The 14,253-nt window shown below is 37.8% G+C and carries 15 protein-coding genes, 1 tRNA gene and 1 other annotated feature (1 of these 17 only partly in view); of the genes, 2 read left to right on the forward strand and 14 right to left on the reverse strand.

The features are described 5' to 3' along the window. From tyrS to L323_RS32850, 3 genes are all read right to left on the reverse strand, one after another. Positions 1 to 1,185 (reverse strand): tyrosine--tRNA ligase (gene tyrS / locus L323_RS32840; RefSeq protein WP_020815907.1); only part of this gene is annotated, 1,185 nt, incomplete at its 3' end. 330 nt (positions 1,186 to 1,515) lie between these two features. Then, positions 1,516 to 2,172: a potassium channel family protein gene (locus L323_RS32845; RefSeq protein WP_020815908.1), complete on the reverse strand. Its 657-nt coding sequence runs from the start codon at positions 2,170 to 2,172 to the stop codon at positions 1,516 to 1,518. Beyond that, the gene (locus L323_RS32850) at positions 2,173 to 2,805 is read right to left on the reverse strand and encodes a potassium channel family protein (protein ID WP_020815909.1); all 633 of its coding nucleotides are present in this window, start codon (positions 2,803 to 2,805) and stop codon (positions 2,173 to 2,175) included. A 324-nt stretch (positions 2,806 to 3,129) separates the two neighbouring features. On the opposite strand from L323_RS32850, the gene L323_RS32855 reads away from it, so the two are divergent. Both L323_RS32855 and L323_RS32860 read left to right on the forward strand, forming a co-directional pair. Then, positions 3,130 to 3,816, forward strand: a complete 687-nt coding sequence (locus L323_RS32855; RefSeq protein ID WP_020815910.1) for a DUF421 domain-containing protein — start codon at positions 3,130 to 3,132, stop codon at positions 3,814 to 3,816. A gap of 5 nt (positions 3,817 to 3,821) precedes the next feature. Continuing rightward, positions 3,822 to 4,214 carry a DUF4363 family protein gene (locus L323_RS32860; protein ID WP_020815911.1) on the forward strand — a complete coding sequence of 131 codons (393 nt, stop codon included), beginning with the start codon at positions 3,822 to 3,824 and terminating at the stop codon, positions 4,212 to 4,214. A 2-nt stretch (positions 4,215 to 4,216) separates the two neighbouring features. On the opposite strand, the gene L323_RS32865 is transcribed toward L323_RS32860, so the two are convergent. From L323_RS32865 to alaS, 11 genes are all read right to left on the reverse strand, one after another. Continuing rightward, the gene (locus tag L323_RS32865) at positions 4,217 to 5,224 is read right to left on the reverse strand and encodes a sodium:calcium antiporter (protein ID WP_020815912.1); all 1,008 of its coding nucleotides are present in this window, start codon (positions 5,222 to 5,224) and stop codon (positions 4,217 to 4,219) included. A 105-nt stretch (positions 5,225 to 5,329) separates the two neighbouring features. After that, positions 5,330 to 5,406: transfer RNA gene (locus L323_RS32870), tRNA-Val, on the reverse strand. 77 nt (positions 5,407 to 5,483) lie between these two features. Further along, positions 5,484 to 6,827, reverse strand: coding sequence for an MFS transporter (locus tag L323_RS32875; RefSeq protein WP_020815913.1), 1,344 nt, complete (start codon positions 6,825 to 6,827; stop codon positions 5,484 to 5,486). An 80-nt stretch (positions 6,828 to 6,907) separates the two neighbouring features. Beyond that, a complete protein-coding gene (locus L323_RS32880; protein WP_020815914.1) occupies positions 6,908 to 7,687 on the reverse strand; it encodes a hypothetical protein in 780 nt (259 codons plus the stop codon). 150 nt (positions 7,688 to 7,837) lie between these two features. Continuing rightward, on the reverse strand, positions 7,838 to 8,578 hold the full coding sequence (gene ymfI, locus L323_RS32885; RefSeq protein WP_020815915.1) for an elongation factor P 5-aminopentanone reductase: 741 nt from the start codon (positions 8,576 to 8,578) through the stop codon (positions 7,838 to 7,840). 45 nt (positions 8,579 to 8,623) lie between these two features. Beyond that, a complete protein-coding gene (locus L323_RS32890) occupies positions 8,624 to 9,466 on the reverse strand; it encodes a DJ-1/PfpI family protein (protein WP_020815916.1) in 843 nt (280 codons plus the stop codon). A gap of 32 nt (positions 9,467 to 9,498) precedes the next feature. Next, entirely contained in the window at positions 9,499 to 9,963 is a 465-nt protein-coding gene (locus tag L323_RS32895; RefSeq protein ID WP_020815917.1) for a CYTH domain-containing protein, read from the reverse strand. A 161-nt stretch (positions 9,964 to 10,124) separates the two neighbouring features. Then, positions 10,125 to 10,568 carry a GatB/YqeY domain-containing protein gene (locus L323_RS32900; protein ID WP_020815918.1) on the reverse strand — a complete coding sequence of 148 codons (444 nt, stop codon included), beginning with the start codon at positions 10,566 to 10,568 and terminating at the stop codon, positions 10,125 to 10,127. A 41-nt stretch (positions 10,569 to 10,609) separates the two neighbouring features. Next, positions 10,610 to 10,786: a 30S ribosomal protein S21 gene (gene rpsU, locus L323_RS32905; RefSeq protein ID WP_004622093.1), complete on the reverse strand. Its 177-nt coding sequence runs from the start codon at positions 10,784 to 10,786 to the stop codon at positions 10,610 to 10,612. 184 nt (positions 10,787 to 10,970) lie between these two features. Beyond that, entirely contained in the window at positions 10,971 to 11,315 is a 345-nt protein-coding gene (locus L323_RS32910) for a histidine triad nucleotide-binding protein (protein ID WP_020815919.1), read from the reverse strand. 33 nt (positions 11,316 to 11,348) lie between these two features. Beyond that, positions 11,349 to 13,988, reverse strand: a complete 2,640-nt coding sequence (alaS, locus tag L323_RS32915) for an alanine--tRNA ligase (protein ID WP_020815920.1) — start codon at positions 13,986 to 13,988, stop codon at positions 11,349 to 11,351. Positions 13,989 to 14,067: 79 nt separating this feature from the next. Then, positions 14,068 to 14,253: a binding site (T-box leader), on the reverse strand; it runs 28 nt beyond the window's last position.

The following is a 14,253-nucleotide window of genomic DNA, read 5'->3' on the forward strand; positions in this document are numbered from 1 at the left end:
AAGCATCATTTCACCATTAACAAGGTCATTTGTACCAACCGTATAATCAAAAAGAGTTATCTTTTCATCATTCAGGAGTACCCCTCCCTGCTGAACAGCTCTCCTTGCCTCACTCTTTGAAGGAGTAAGCCCGGCAGTCATCAGCAAATCAATTATTTGTATACCTGCCTCAATATCAGCAGCTTTCACTTCAACAAACGGTATACTGTCTGATTGGCCTTTTCCTCCGAATATTGCTTCTGCGGCTTCCTTGGCTTTTCTTGCTTCTTCTTCACCGTGTACGATTTTTGTAACCTCGTAAGCCAGAACTGCTTTTGCCTCGTTTATTCCGGCATCTTTCAATGAGCCAAGTCTTCTTACCTCATCCATTGGAAGAAATGTCATCAGTGCAAGACAATTCTCAACATCATTATCAGCTATATTTCTCCAGTATTGGTAAAATTCGTATGGGGTAGTCTTTTCAGGATCCAGCCAAACCGCACCGTTCTCGGTTTTACCCATCTTCTTACCTTCACTTGTGGTTAGAAGTGTAAAGGTCATTCCGTAAACATCCCTGCCCTCAGATTTTCTTACAAGGTTGATTCCCCCAAGAATATTAGACCACTGATCGTCACCACCTAATTCCATCTTGCAGCCGTATTTTTTATTTAAAACAAGAAAATCATAGCTTTGCATAAGCATGTAGTTAAATTCAAGGAAAGTTAAGCCTTTTTCCATTCTTGATTTAAAGCACTCTGCTGTAAGCATTCTGTTTACAGAAAAATGTACGCCCACATCTCTAAGGAATTGAACATAGTTTAACTCCATGAGCCAATCGCTATTGTCAACCATAATTGCCTTGTTATCGGAAAAATCAATAAACTTGGATATCTGAGTTTTGAAACTATCAGCATTGTGTTTAACGATTTCTCTGGTCATCATTTTTCTCATATCATTCTTACCCGTAGGGTCTCCAACCATGGCTGTACCGCCACCTATGAGAACTATAGGTACATGGCCCGCCTGCTGCATATGAGCCATTACCATCAACTGTAAAAAATGCCCGATATGCAAACTGTCTGCTGTTGGATCAAAGCCGATATAGAAAGTGACCTTTTCTTCACTCAAAAGCTTTTTAACTTCTTCCTCATGGGTAATCTGTGCAATAAATCCTCTTTCCTTTAATACATCAAAAACACTTCTCACCTAAATCCACTCCTTATTTTTCTATTTTAAATATCGCGATATATAAATAAAAGCCCTTTGTCCTGTATAAGGACGAAGAGCTTCGTGGTACCACCTTAATTCACACTTTCGACAAAAAATATTCAAAAATGTCTTAGGATGCTGTAACGGGCAAACCCGGCAATAGCAGCTCATAATCTGTAATTCACTCATCTGCGCACTCCAATCTTTTCACCCACCAGACTGTTCTCTAAAAGTACGTTGCAGACAGTTACTGTAATTAATCATAGCTGTTTTGATATTGTTTTTACAATTCTAACATATGAAATCAATACTTTGCAATAAAAATTTTTATCCCAGGAAAAAGTCCTTTAATTCCTGTTGGTCCTGTATAGATGAGGCAGCCAATATATAGTCTCCCTCCAACAAAAGAGTATCACCGTTTGGTATTATTACTTTATCCTCTCTTATAACTGAAATTAAGACACATTCCCTAGGAATATTTATTTCCTTTAGTTTTTTGTTTTTTACAGGGGAAGTCGAAGACAGCAATATTTCACTAAGAGAAATTTTGCCGTTTTTCAATTTCATAAGAGTTTTCATTCCCGAGTAATCAACTTCCTGTTCTATCAAATCGGCAATTATTGAAGTACTGCTGACAGCAATATCTACACCAAGCTTTTCAAAGACAGTTATGTTCTTTGGGTTATTTACCCTTGCAATGGTACGATTTATGCCAAAATTTCTTTTTGCAAGCTGACAGGCAATTAGGTTTTCTTCATCCTTTCCTGTAACCGCAATAAATATATCCGCCCTCTCTACATTACATTCGGTTAAATGCTCAATATTTGTTCCATCTCCATTTACTACGCAAACATTCAACTGGTTTGCAATCTTTTCACAAAGCTCTTTCTGCTTTTCAATAACTGCTATTTTATGTTTATACGGCAGTAAGGTTTTTATAAGATAAAATCCAACTTTTCCTCCACCGGCAATTACTATATACATTTAGTTGATCTCCTTAATATTCTTGTGGGTAGTGTCTGCCACAACCAATATGTCACCTTTAACTAATCGTCCTGCATCATTAGCCAATATAAATTCTCCCGATCGCATAATACCAAAAATCATACTTTGTTTAAGCTTAACCTGATCAATCCTTTTGCCTATATAACCATCCACTAAATTTATATGTTTGAATAATACAGAGGTATTTCCAATATTATGTGTACTGACGTCAGCATTTGACTCAAGCATAGCTCTCATTACATTTACAGTAATATCGGTTGGACAAATGGTTTCCAGACCAAATTGATGAAACACATGTTCACGTGCAGGGTTATAAATTCTAGCAACAACCTTGGGTACCTTGAATATTTCTTTTGCTACCTGACAAACCATGATGTTTACATTATCATCTTCCGTTACTGCCACCAATACGTCAGCATTTTCTATGCCTGCCATTTTCAAAACATCCTGATCAATAGGTACTCCTGTCAAGGTTACTCCGTCAAAGTCAGGCGGAAGATTTTTGAAAGCTTTTGGATCGTTTGAAACAATTACAATTTCATTTCCTTCCTCAGAAAGAACCTGTGCAAACTTTGCTCCAACCTTCCCACATCCTATTATAACTACCTGCATGATTTCCTCCTATTAAAAAATCCAGATAAAAATAATGAGCATCATAGGTATGGTGTTTCTATGCCATACGTAATGCCCCATAGTAAAGAATACCAAACAATTATAACACTATTTAATTATTTTATTAATCCGCAAAAAATCATTAAATATAAAAATTAAATCATCGTCGCACTAAATAGAACCAAAATTTGCTGATTATCATTTATTATCTCAATATTTCTTCAAATTTAAAACATTATTTATTATTTAAATAAGATGTATTTTTTTTAAGCTAATAAAAATAATAAGTCTATAATAAAACCACATATGAAAAGAGGTATTTAAGTGCTCGTTGTTTTTATAAGAACCCTGATACTTTATATCGTCGTAATCATTGCCATGAGAATTATGGGGAAAAGACAAATCGGACAGCTGCAGCCTTTTGAGCTGGCCGTTGCAATCATGATTTCAGAGCTAGCCTCAGTACCAATGCAAAACACAGGTATACCTTTGGTTAATGGAATTATACCCATACTTACCATGTTGGCAGCACAAATACTGATATCCTTTATTTCACTTAAAAGTACCAAGGCCAGAACTATTATTTGCGGACGCCCAAGTGTTCTTATTGCCGGTGGCAGAATAATAGAACAGGTTTTCAGGAAAGAACTGTATACCCTTAACGACCTGTTGGAGCAACTGAGAAGTAAGGATATATATAATATTGCCGACGTTGAATACGCAATATTGGAAACCAACGGCCAGATCAGCGTCATACCTAAAGCCGGAAAATCCAAAGTAACCCGTGAAGACCTTAATATTTCCGGCAAATATGAGGCGCCGGCCGTTGAAATTATAATTGATGGTGACCTTATAGATAAAAACCTGAAGCTTGCCAATTTTAGCAAAGCCAAGCTGGAAAGCGAATTAAAAAAGATGAATATTCAAAGCACCAAAGATGTATTTTTTGCATGCGTTGGTTCAGATGGGCAGTTATTTTGCCAAGAAAAGGAAAAAACTAAAAGGAGCTAAAAGACATGTCAAACAACACAAAAACAGTAACTGTAGTTATTAGTTTGGTTTTGGTTATAATCATTTCAGGAGTTCTGACTCTATATTATCTGAATCGTTCCTGCGAAAGGCTTGAAAAAACCGTAAATTCAGCCGGTTTATTTATACAATCTAAGCAATGGGACTCTGCTGAAAAGCTCCTGAACGATTTTGCATCCGATTGGGATAGAACAAAGTTTGGGTGGGCTATCCTTTTAGACCATTTTGAGATTGACAATATTGATAACTCATACACAAAAACAAAAAAATATGTTGAGAGCAAGGACTATCCTTCTGCTTTGGCTGAACTGGAAGCGTTGAAAGAGTATATTAAACACATTCCAAAAAAAGAAAGTTTCTCCCTGGAGAATATTATGTAAAATTATTTAAATCCCCTGAGTATCAAAAATACAATAAACAATGCATAAAATACCCCACCGGATAGAAGCGGCAATGGTGTTAAACTATTTTTAATTTTTATCCAGATATATGTAACAAGAGTTGAAGACAATGCCAGCAGAGAGCTTACCAATGTTATTATGTCAAGCTTCCAGTCCGTTGTTAGTATCCCTATTGAAACCGGTATACAGCTTTGGAATACCATAGCGCCGGATATATTTCCCAGGGAAAGTGTATCCTTGTTTTTGCTTATCCATATAACACTGTTAAATTTCTCAGGAAGCTCTGTTGCAATAGGTGTAATAATAATTGACAGAGCAAGTGTTGAAATGCCTAAAGCCCCGGATATAACTTCTATATTCCCTACAAACATTTCAGCTCCAAGTATAATTGAGAAAAGTGCAAGAGCAATCTGAGCCATAATAACCGGGATATTTTCTTTTAATTTGAATGTCTTTGAAAATATTAGATCATCAATTTCACCATTACTTGCCTTATCACTGTTGACAGTTTTAAATACGTAATAGATATAAGCGGCTATTAGAAGAATTGCAGTTATATTCTTGATAAAGCCCACAGAAAAAAAGGACACTGAAATAGCACAGGTATAAACAATTACGAAAAATGAGATGTCACGCCTAAGGATATCCAAATTGGTATTTAGGTTCATTCCTGTCAGTCGTCTGCCGGAGAATATTATTACACTTAAGCCCGTTATAAAAAATGCAAGGGTTGATAGCATAAAAGGTGCACCCACAATAGCACCGATTCCTATATCCACGGAGTCCTTGCGATTATCTGAAAAAAGCAAAGCAATTACAGGTATCAGTGTTTCAGGCAGACAGGTTCCAACGGCAGAAAAAATACTACCTACAACCCCATCTCCAAGCCTTAGCTTTTTACCCAACCACTCAATTCCATTTGTAAATAACTCGCATCCAGTAAGGATTATACCAAGACTAAGTAATAAAATAAGTATGTTATCCAGCATAGCTCTCTCTCTTCTCGTTTTTTTAGGACAATGTCCTTCATTTATTCATATGCCGGATAGACAAGATTTAACACAAAAAAACTAGCTTGTATATACAAGCAGTTCTGGTGACGAATACTGGGCTCGAACCAGTGACCCCTACCATGTCAAGGTAGTACTCTAACCAACTGAGCTAATCCGTCATTCGTACTACTATTATCCATATATTTTTATCTACTGTCAAGTACCTGTAACTTTATTTTTAAAACATTCCGAACTATTATCCTGCAAGATACTTATCAGAATCTACATTCTCCTTTTTTCCACTATTAGTTCTAAATTTATAGGCAAAAAATACTGCACATAGAATTACAAGTGCACCGGATAAACCGAAAATTATCAGCATGTTGTTGAGTACGGTTATCCCAATATTAATTTTTACATTACCCAGCGCTCCTACGAGAAATGCTCCCAGCAATGCGCTTGCAAATCCAGCCAGTCCTGCCGCTGCAGCATTAAATCCTACAAATATTGTACGCCCTTCCTGTGGTGCATGCTTGAACTGAATATTAAACAATGACATGTTAACCCCTGCCCATCCGGCTCCGGCTACTATCTGAATGAACGGTATAATTACATAGCAGATTTCTTTGGTTACAAAAGCCCAAGTCAGGTGGCACAAGCCTAACATACCTATGGAAACAACAGTAGTAACCTCCCAGCTGAACTTATCAGCCAGTTTCCCCCAAAACTTAGCTGTGGAAGCCTGTACTACAGATAGCAGAATATTTGCAACCATTATAAACGTATATGACAGTTTTAGACCTGTTACCATATAAACAGAAAAAAAAGGCAGTGCAATCTGCGCTGCAAAATTCCATGCTGCATTTAAAAATATAACCGAGCGGAACTGCTTATTTTTTAAAGGCAGGGTAAACAAGCTCTTAATATTTACGTTCTGGGTAATAGGTACTATTTCAGGTTCTTTAATCTTTCTAAGTACATAAATATTTATTACAACTAAAACCAAAACAATAGAAAAAACAAAAATAAAGCCCAGAAATTCTCTGCCCGACACTTTAAATATGTCAAGAATCCTACCCATGGATAGTGAAAGAACAGCCGCTGATGAAATTATAAAGGTATCCCTAAGACCAAAATATCGGCCTCTGTATCTCTCGGGAACTAGACTAATAATCCAACTTCCGCCTGCAGGGTTAGAAAAGCTGAAAATAAGATATGCCGTAAAATACATACCTCCCAGCAAAAGCAGTCTGGCTGATGTATTCTGTGTTAAAAGCGGAATAACTATCATCAGTCCAAGCAATGACCTATAAAAAATACAGGTAATAACAATCAAGCTCTTCCTGCTGGTAAGCTTCTCTAGAAAAATGGGACTGAACATCTGCAGAATATTTGCCAACAATGGCATAGCAGCAATAAGGCCTATGATCTGATCGGATGCACCTAAGAATTTTGCATACCCAGCCAAAAACGCACCTGCGGTGAGGGTATAAACACCGTTGGAAAGGCAGCCCTCAAGTATAAAACGCCTACGGCTCAGCTCATAATTTTCATCTGAAACATCGCCATAAAGCCTTGGTCTCTTAAATTTGAATACCATGGAAAATAATCCCCCATCAAAGAACATTAGTATGAATTATGCTATAAATATTAAGTGTAAATATAAGTGTGACAGTTCTATTACCTATGGGTTACTTCTACCTTATATTCCAAATCCATATAAATTTTTATAATAAATCGTTGCAGAATCAGGTTAGTTATTGTTGTCAAAAAGGCTCCAATAAACACACCTGCAATAGAGTTTCCTACCAAAAGAAATACTGGCAATTTAAATATTACAAAATAAGCTACAAGTACACCGGCAATCCGAGCTTTCTTTCCCTTTGTAATCTCACTGCTGGCAGTCATTGCATCTGCCATTGTCAATTTCAGATCCAAAACATAGCAGAAACCGAAAACAAACATTACGTAAGCTATTATACCGGGAATAACAAAAAACATTGAGCCAAACAATACTAAAAGCCCAAAAATAACATTATAGGCTATAATCCGGCCCATATGCCTGAAAACGCCTGAAAAGCTTGCCCTAAATCCGCTGTCTTTGCCTCTTTGTTCTGATAAGTAAGAATACATATAAACAGATAGGAACAAATTCGAAACAAGCTTGGACAAAAGAGATACACCAAGTGCCACTAAAAAAGCATACAAAATATGTATAGACGGCTGGTATATATCTGCAGACGATGTTGAGGAAAATGAGGCTAAATTGTTATAAATCTTCTCGATTTCCTCCACAGGGAACATCTGGCTATATTTGTATAATGCATATTTACCTATCAACTGGCAAAAAAGGACAAGCACAAATATGAACCGTGCCAGCCCTTCTTTTTTCAATTTGTGAAACTTAATACTCTCCGGAAGATATTCAAAAAAAGTTTTGACTCCTGAAGAATTTTCCATTTATTATCCTCCAAGCCGCCAAGGCAGCATAAAATTTTTATAAGTCATAGATTTGTGTCAACCACTAACAAAACAGACACTTGCTAGTATATACTTAGCATTGTATAAATTCAAGAGTAATTTGTAATAATAAATTTCTTTTACTTTTATCTAAATTAAAAACCCGCCGTTTGGGCTTATTACCTGCCCCGTTATAAACTTGGCATTGTCTGATGTCAGGAAGAAAACTGTTTCTGCAATATCAGTACCCGTTCCAATTATCCCCAATGGGGTCTGTTCCTTCAGCTCATCCAAGGTCTGAGCGTCAAGTTCTGAATTCATATCGGTATCAATCACACCGGGGGCAACACAGTTAACCTGTATATTAGACGGGCCTACTTCCTTTGCCAATGCCCGTGTCAATCCGATAACCGCTGCCTTTGAAGCAGAATAATGCACTTCACATGACGCACCTGTTAATCCCCATATAGAGGATATATTAACTATTTTTCCCCATTTGTTTCTTATCATATGGGGGAGTACGGCTTTACAGCAGTGAAACATCCCTTTTACATTAATATCAAACATCCTGTCCCATTCTTCTGTTGTAATGTCCGTGAATAGTCTTTGCCCTGCTATTCCTGCATTATTGACCAGTATATCAATATTACCAAAATGCGAATTTACACTATCTATCATATTGAGAACCTGCTCCTGACTGCTTACATCCGCTTTTACAGTCATTACTCTGCATTGCTCCAGAGCTAACTCCCTTTCCAGACTTTCAGCTGTCGTCCTGTTAACGTTATAATTTATTGCAACGTTAAATCCGTTCCGGGCAAACTTCTTAGCAATGGCATAGCCTATTCCCTTTGAAGCACCCGTTACAAGAACAGTTTTTTGCTTATCCATTATATAAATTGCCTCAATTCATTTAGTTTTTTAAATAGCAATAAGTTATCTGCCACTAATCATATTATAAAAAGCTTCCTTATCATCAGGATGTTTAAACATACCGAAATAGTCGGCTATCTCAATAGCAAAATCAACAAAAGATATCCCTTTTGATGTTATGACATTTTTATCCCTTACTACTCTGGTGTCAATAAAATTTTCCCTTGGGAAAGGGTCATCCTCGTTGTTAAATGCTTCTCTTCTGGCTTGTGTCCATTCAACTATTGATGTAGTGTATTTAACATCATCTAATATACCGGCCTTTGCAAGATATCTGGGGCCTGCGCAGATTGCAGCAACGAGTTTCCCACTTGTATAAAAAGCTTTTATTAGATCAAGCATTTCGGTCTTGACAACAGGATTCCAACCTCCGGGAATCAAAAAACCATCATAATCATCTACTTTTGCTTCGGCAACTGTAATTACAGGTGTAAACAACAAGCCGCCTTTACTCTTAATAGTATTTTTTTCGTATGCGCAGGGAACTATTTCTTTTGATAATTCATGTCCTAACAGGTGCGTAGCGTATGATATCTCAAAATCCGCCATATCGTTATACATAAATACTAATATTTTACTCATATCTATACCTCCTAATTTTGTAAGTTCTTCAAGCTTGCACAGATATTCCACAGCAAACTGTCTAGATTCCCCGCACATTTCCCTTGAAGGTTTCAGGCTTGAACATACCTTAGGCCTCTCGGGCAACCCGAAAATCCTACAGCTATTATCACTATTCAACTGGACGCATCTTACTCCGGCGGGCTTACCTTTTGGCATACCGGGTATAGACGACGATATTGAAGGAGCAATACAGCAAGCCCCACAAGATTTTCTGCATTCCATTTGTAATCTCTTTTCTTAAAACATTAACCTGTTTACCAGGCGTTATAAGGATTATTGACCAGGTTTGAATTATAATATCTGACATCAGAAGTTATTTCTTTTCCAAGCCAGTCTGGTTTTTCAAAACTATCCTTCTCATTATTTAGTTCGATTTCAGCTACAACAAGACCCTCATTAGCCCCAAGAAATTCATCAACAACCCATTCATACCCTTTATATACCAAAAAATACCTTACCTTTTCTATTATAGGCTGCATACACAAATTATCAAGCATATTATCAGCATCTCCAGCCGGAATACTATACTCATATTCTAATCTGCTACAGCAATTTGTCTTCCCTTTTACCGTAATAAACCCTTTATCGTCATATCTTCTTACCCGTACGGTTCTTCCGATGGACGTACTTAAATACCCCTGTCTGAATAAAACCGGCTTTGCACATGCCTTATATTCATCACTTTTTACAAGGAACTTTTTTTCAATTTCAATTGACATATAAGCTACTTCTCCTTTTGGCTACAAATAATTATAATAAGCAGGCTCAACTTTTTCAATAGGTTCCGGGGTACTTTTAACCTATATTTAACTTTTGCCTGCAGGATTTCTAATATTACTGGCATATGCAAGAAAGAGTCCGGTATATACCGGACTCTTTCTTATTCTAATAACTTTTTTACTATTTGGTTAACTAATTTACCGTCAGCCTTGCCTCTGGTTCTAGGCATTACTGCCTGCATTACCTTTCCGATTTCCTTAGCCGAAGTAGCTCCGGTAGAAGAAATAGCTTCTTTTACAATCTCCTCTATCTCACCTTCACTCAACTGCTGTGGTAAATATTTTTTCAAAACTTCAATTTCTGCTTTAAGATTATCTATAAGATCCTGTCTGTTGCTTTTTTCAAAGTCAGGCAAAGTATCCATTCTTTTTTTTACTTCTTTTGCAATAATCTCAACTATACCATCATCGTCAAGGGTAACCCTAGTGTCCTTTTCAACCTGAAGCACTGCTGACCTTGCCAGCTGAATAGCTGTCTTTGAGACATTATCGCCATCCTTCATGGCTTTTTTCAAGTCTTGAACAAGCAATTCTTTTAGTGACATAATAAATATCTCCTATAGTCTTACTATTGTCACAAGATAAATTATTTAAATTTTCTTTTTCTTGCTGCTTCAGATTTCTTTTTTCTCTTTACGCTAGGCTTCTCATAATGTTCTCTCTTTCTAACCTCAGCCAAAACACCTGATTTAGCACAAGATCTCTTAAACCTTTTGAGAGCACTATCCAAAGACTCATTCTCTTTAACTCTTACTTCAGACACACACTTCCCTCCCTCCGATGGTAACAATTGTGCCGGGAAATAAGCCGTAGTACCTTATCACATACTGTAGGGAATTAAGCTAAATACAGCACACACTATATTATATATTAATTTTCAAAAAAGTGTCAATATATATTTGATAAAAGATACAAATAATAACGACTTATTTACAAAATAATAAATTCTAAAGTATTTTGGAACCCATTGCAGTTCCGCCTACCAGATGGTAATGCAAGTGGAATACAGTTTGTCCTGCGTCTGCTCCACAGTTATTTATCAATCTGTATCCGCTCTCGGAAATACCTAGTTGTTTAGCAATTTCATTGGCAGCCAGATGAATGTCTTTCATAACATCAACATTTTCATGATTAAGTTCGTTATGTGAAGATATATGTTCTTTAGGAACTATCAGCACATGTACCGGTGCCTCAGGATTAATGTCATGAAAGGCGTATACCTTATCTGTTTCGTAAACCTTCTTTGAAGGAATCTCGCCATTTATTATCTTACAAAATATACAATCGCTCATAGTGTCACTCCTTTACTATTTTTGTATTTGATTTTATTTAATTTGCGATTCCACAACAGAAACAGCAGACTTCAATGCTTCATCTATTTTGGATAAATCCTTACCGCCTGCCTGTGCCATATCAGGACGTCCACCACCGCCGCCTCCGGCAGTTTTTGCGACTTCCTTGATGATATTCCCTGAATGGATACCTTTTGCCACAACATCCTTTGTGGCGGTTACTATAAAGCTTACCTTGTCGCCATAACCTGAGCCAAGAACTACCACGCCTGAACCAAGCTTGTTTTTCAGCATGTCTCCGGTATTTCTAAGGCCTTCCATATCCATAGTGTCAAATCTTGCTGTAACTACCTTTACGCCGTTTATTTCAACAGCATTGGCAAGTACGCTTTCCGATTCTCCGCTTACCAGTTTGTTACGAAGCTGTTCTATTTCCATTTCTGCATTTTTAAGTTCCTGTCCAAGGCTTTCAACTTTTTTAATGCTGTCCTGAGGAGCTGCTTTTAAAGTCTGTGCAACCTCATTCAGCAAGTTTTCTCTCTCTGTGTAATATCTTATGGCAGCCTCTCCCGTAAGAGCCTCCAGTCTCCTTACACCAGCGGCTACGCCGCTTTCCCCGAGAATTTTAACAAGACCGGCCTGAGCAGTATTTTTCAGGTGTGTACCTCCGCACAATTCTACGCTGTAATCCTCTACCTTTACAACTCTTACGGTATTACCGTATTTCTCACCGAACAATGCCATTGCTCCAAGTTTTTTGGCTTCATCAATTGGCATTTCTCTTACATCAACTTCCATACTGCTGAGAATTGCCTCATTTGTCATATCCTCAACCTTTTTAAGTTCTTCAGGAGTCATCGCTGAAAAATGACTGAAGTCGAATCTCAGTTTATTTGGTTCCACAAGGGAACCTGCCTGATGAACGTGGTCTCCCAATACAGTTCTAAGTGCCTTGTGCAGTAAGTGCGTAACCGTATGGTTTCTGTTTATTGCAATTCTTCTCTTTTCATCTATTGAAGCAGTAACAGTACTTCCTGTTTCCACAAGACCGGTTTCAACCAACCCTGTATGCAGGAATTTCCCATCAGGAGTTTTTGTGCAGTTTTCAATCTTTATTACACCATTCTTGGTAGTCAGTACTCCTGAATCTCCAACCTGACCTCCCATTTCAGCATAAAATGGTGTCTTGTCAAGAATAACTGTTATTTCGTCTCCTTCTTGAGCAGTATCTACGATTTCTCCATCCCTAACTATATACAAAATTATAGATTCGCAAACTGTATTTTCATACCCCACGAAAGCTGTCTTTTGACTCTTGTCCAGTTTATCAAACACACTGTCAGACCACGCTGATGTATCCTTGCTGTTGTGAGCATCTCTTGCTTTCTTCCTCTGGGCGTCCATTTCCTTTTTGAAGCCTTCCTCGTCTATTCCCAGACCGTTTTCTTCTGCAATTTCTCTGGTCAGATCAAGTGGGAATCCATAGGTATCATGGAGTTTGAAAACCATTTCACCCGGTATTACTTCTTGCTTTTTAGCCTTTATTTCATCTATAAATTCATTAAGAATAACTATTCCCTGGTCAACAGTTGCCTCAAATCTCTCTTCCTCTATTTTTATAACCTTTTTAATGTACTCAGCCTTTTCAGCAAGCTCTGGATAAGCTTCCTTTGATTCGTTTATTACAACCATGGCTACATCATACAGGAAAGGCTTGTTTATACCCAATAGCCTGCCGTGTCTTGCAGCTCTTCTCAATAGTCTTCTTAAGACATAGCCTCTACCTTCATTTGACGGTAAAACTCCATCACAAACCATCATTGTTGTACTTCTGATGTGGTCTGTGATTACGCGGATGGATACATCTGTTTTCTCGGATTTTTTGTACTCAACTCTTGCTGTTTTACAGATATAATCAAGGATATTCCAAACAGTGTCAACCTCAAAAAGATTTTCAACATCCTGTGAAATACATGCAAGTCTTTCAAGCCCCATCCCGGTGTCGATATTGGGGTGTGCAAGTCTTGTATAGTTGCCCTGCTCATCTCTGTTGAACTGTGTAAAAACGTTGTTCCAGAATTCTACGTAACGGTCGCACTCACAACCTACCTTACAGTCAGGGCTTCCACAGCCTTTTTCAGGTCCCCTGTCAAAGTAAATTTCCGAACAAGGACCGCATGGACCTGTACCATGCTCCCAGAAATTGTCTTTCTTGCCCATACGTACAATTCTTTCAGCCGGCAAGCCTACAACCTTATGCCATATATCAAAAGCTTCGTCATCGTCCTCATAAATTGTTACCCATAACCTGTCAACAGGCATTTTGAGGTCTTCAGTTACAAATTCCCAAGCCCATGGAATAGCTTCATTTTTAAAGTAATCACCAAATGAAAAATTACCAAGCATTTCAAAATAAGTACCATGGCGGGCTGTCTTTCCAACATTCTCTATATCAGGTGTCCTTATACATTTTTGGCAGGTCGTTACTCTTTTTCTTGGAGGCTCCTCTTGTCCTGTAAAAAATGGTTTCAACGGTGCCATTCCTGAGTTAATAAGCAAGAGGCTGGGGTCATTTTTGGGAACCAGAGGTGCACTTGCAAGCCTCAAATGTCCCTTGCTCTCAAAGAACTTCAGATAACGTTCTCTTAATTCATTCAATCCTAGTTTTTGCATTTATATTCGTCCTTTCAAATATGATGGTCTTCAATTTTTTTAAAAAGTTCTTTACATTAAAAAACTCCCATCCCCAAAATAAAGGGACGAGAGATATCTCACGCGGTACCACCCTAATTCCCCCAAACGGGGGCTCTTAGTCAATCCACAATAACGCAGTGGGTACGTCCATCCTTTTTACCGGACAGAAGCTCCGGAAACTGCTTCGTAAAATGCTCTGCAAGAACTCACACCAGCCGTTCTCTCTCTTTAGTCAGAAACATAA

The organism is Ruminiclostridium papyrosolvens C7 (genome assembly GCF_000421965.1).
In the GTDB taxonomy this organism is placed as follows: domain Bacteria; phylum Bacillota; class Clostridia; order Acetivibrionales; family DSM-1351; genus Ruminiclostridium; species Ruminiclostridium papyrosolvens_A.